The following is a 3,243-nucleotide window of genomic DNA, read 5'->3' on the forward strand; positions in this document are numbered from 1 at the left end:
CGACTGCGCTTAGGTCCATGGCTGTGGGCGCGTCTACTTCATGATTTGACTTCTTTGATTTGTCATCATGATCCACTCTCCGCGCCCCGAAGCGGTAAACGAGCTGTTAGACGATGCCCAGCAGCCCCAAAGAAGAAAATGAAGTCCTTCTTTGAATAAATCCTGTTTAAATGTTCTGTGTCAGCTTCTAAACTATCATCTTTCGCGGATTTTGGTGCGGAATCAGTATTCATTACCACTCAGACAATCGCCTCTTCCACGTCAGTTGGCGACACGGAATAGGTAAACCTTTCTTTTCTATGTTTTTCTATGAAAAACCAAGGTTCCCTTTTTTAGCCAAGGATAAAACTTGCAGGTTCTAAAACTTAAGAAGGTTGAATTCTTTCCTGTTGCCTCAGGATCTGGTTCTTCGTATGTTTCTCCCCGTATAATAAAAAACAAACTACTACTTTAAACTTGTCGCCAACCCTCTCAAGCTTATGGCGATTGGCTGCTTTTTCAGTTCATGGCAATGACCTTTCTTTGTACTGATTTAATTTGATCCTCTTCAGAAGAATGCTGTCTTTTCAAAGAAATAGTAAATCAATAATGAACCCAGGATATTTATACAACAGTTCTTATGCCTCATTATTTTTAAAGATTGAATCATTGCCATGAACTGAATACCGTCATTTGAGTTTCCGCACCTGACTTTCTTTGCGCTTAAATTATGATTCGGCTTCAAGCCCAAATGTAGGATTTATTTGAGATAACACCCCATTTAGCTGGGTTTCGTCTAACGTTTGGCATTGCCGACGTCGATGAGCCTTAGCGCGACGCGCTTGGCGAATCGATGTGGCCGTGCATACTTCATGAACCACCTGCATCTCCAACATCATGAGTCGACTTTCCGCGGCCCGAAAGCGGCAATGCTGTGTTATCGGCCGTGCATGTAAAACAGTAGAATACTACCATTCATCTGTTATTATTTATTTTATGATTGAATACCATATTTTCTATCAAATTTCGCTAACTCTTTTTTAATAATCCAATCCTTCAAACCAAAAAATTTATTAGGGAAATAGGATACAAACGCTGCTAATAAAGCTAAGAGAAATAGGCCTGTTTTTATTACCCATCTCGAAGTATTTATAATTGTAGAAAGGGCTGTTAAAATCGTAAATACTACCCTCATTATAATAAAAATTATGTTTACCACTCGAGGAATATCATCTCTAATCCTTCTTAATCTTTCTTCTAAAGCCAAATTAGTCTTTTCTAGAGATTCTATCTTTTTTTGTGCTAGCTCTTTTTCTTCACTTCGAATCTTTTCTTCTTCCTTTTTCTTTTGTTCCTCTTCGGCTTTTAAAATTTCCTCCAAACTCAATGCAGTTACAGAACCAGAAATAATTTTTTGTGTTAATGGAAAACGAATAATTTTCATAGATCTATATCTTAAATAGTCTCTGTCTCCAATTTGTTTTTCTTCATACTTTGCATTGAGATCATTTATATATTGCTCCCATTGAAGATCAGTTGGGCAAATTGCAGCATAACAGTTTTCAACTACAATAGTTAGTGGTAAGTTTGGACAACTTATCGCATCTGTCAACAAAAGGAGTGTTGATAACTGTGAATATGGCATTGTCGTGCTAATTATTTGAGTAGTTTCATTCAAATATTTAGAAGAACAGTATGCCAAATAACGATTATGAGTAACAAATATGGCTTTTGCTTCATTTAAATTCGTAGGGTTAACACCATTTCTCAAGTAAGCTGTTAGAGTTATCGATTTTGCATCAAATTCTACTCTTTGTGTATCATCCTCTGCTACTCTCATCATACTTTTTAGATATTCAACTAATCCTTTTTCATCTATAAAAGGAGTCAAATCTTTGGATTCATATAAAGATTTAGGGTATATATTAATTCCCAATTTATTTTGTATATCTTCCCTCAAATTTACTATTGCTTCGTTAATCCGGGTAATACTATTATCTTGAGACAAAAAATATTCAACTGTAAACCTCCCCTGGCCATATCCTGCCTTACGCTGTCTAATAACTTTTTCGCAAGCGGACAAGATATTGATAATCTCTGTAACTGTATGTTCGAAACAGTATAGCTGGGCATTTCTTTTTCGCAATTGTGAAATTATTTCATTTGCAAGTTCCTCTCTTATTTCATTATTGTAACCAAGCGCATAAATGATAAGGGAGGAATCAAAAAATACTACTAATTCATCCAAGTTATTATCTTTAGCTGCCTCTTTGTAATAAATAAACTGGTAACAAATCGCCCCTTTTAGAACAGTTAATAGATATTTGATATTTTCGGTACCATTTTCATATTCGTTTATGATGAAACTACTGACTATCTTTTCAACATCATTAAACTCACAATCTAATAATGTTTTATCTCCTTTAGATATCAATAACAATTTTTCAATATTCTTTAAAACAAACTCCAAAATTTCTTCTTTAGCTTGTGAAAGACTAATATCGCGACCAAACTGCCTTAGGTATACAATATAGGCTTGGGCTATAGATTGAATACTATTAGTATATTCAAGTCGCTTAATGGCAATACTATCATTACGTTTAAACCCCTTTTTAGGTTCATAATAAATTACATCAGAGATGGTAAAAGATGAAAGAACATCCTTCTCTACGAGCCTGTTAATAATTTCTTCATATACCGCTAAAGGGAAATTAAACGGAAATTCAGTTTCAACGACTTCTTTAAGTATTGAAGAAGATAGTTTTTCGGGGACATTTTTGGCTAAACAAAATTCTACAAATGGAAGTAATGAATCTAAAAAATTTCCTCCTTCCTCATAAAACCTTGCCATCATAAAATAAAGTAGTTCCTTAGTTACCATATTTTTCCCCCTTATCTTTACCTTCGTAAACTTTTAATTTATAACACCCCAAACTCACGCATGGCCGATAACGTTTGGCATTGCCGACGTCGATGAGCCCTAGCGCGACCACGCTTGGCGAATCGATGTGGCCGCGTCGACTTCATGATATAGCTTACTTTTCCGACATCATGATTTAGCTTTGCGCGGCCCGAAGCGGCAATGCTGTGTTAGGCGTCGTATGGTCCAAGGTTTACCACGGATGGTAAACTATCTCTCCTATTATTTTAAATAGGGTTTCCTGAAAAAGTCCCAAACCCTTATAAAATCTGATAAATAACCCATTTTAAGACAAGGGAAGTGCAAGGAAAACGAGAAATATTCTATAAAATCCTTGCATTTGG

General features: G+C 35.6%; 1 protein-coding gene. It reads right to left on the minus strand.

The annotated features are described in order from the left end of the window. Nucleotides 1-973: 973 nt before the first annotated feature. Complete coding sequence (locus G5B42_RS10655; RefSeq protein ID WP_181340462.1) at nt 974-2,860, minus strand: hypothetical protein; 1,887 nt, start codon at nt 2,858-2,860, stop codon at nt 974-976. Nucleotides 2,861-3,243 lie beyond the last annotated feature (383 nt).

This window comes from Capillibacterium thermochitinicola, assembly GCF_013664685.1.
In the GTDB taxonomy this organism is placed as follows: Bacteria; Bacillota; UBA4882; order UBA10575; family UBA10575; genus Capillibacterium; species Capillibacterium thermochitinicola.

Coding starts and splice junctions, on each gene's coding strand:
- G5B42_RS10655 (WP_181340462.1), bottom strand. CDS start 2,860: ATGGTAACTAAGGAACTACTTTATTTTATGATGGCAAGGTTTTATGAG.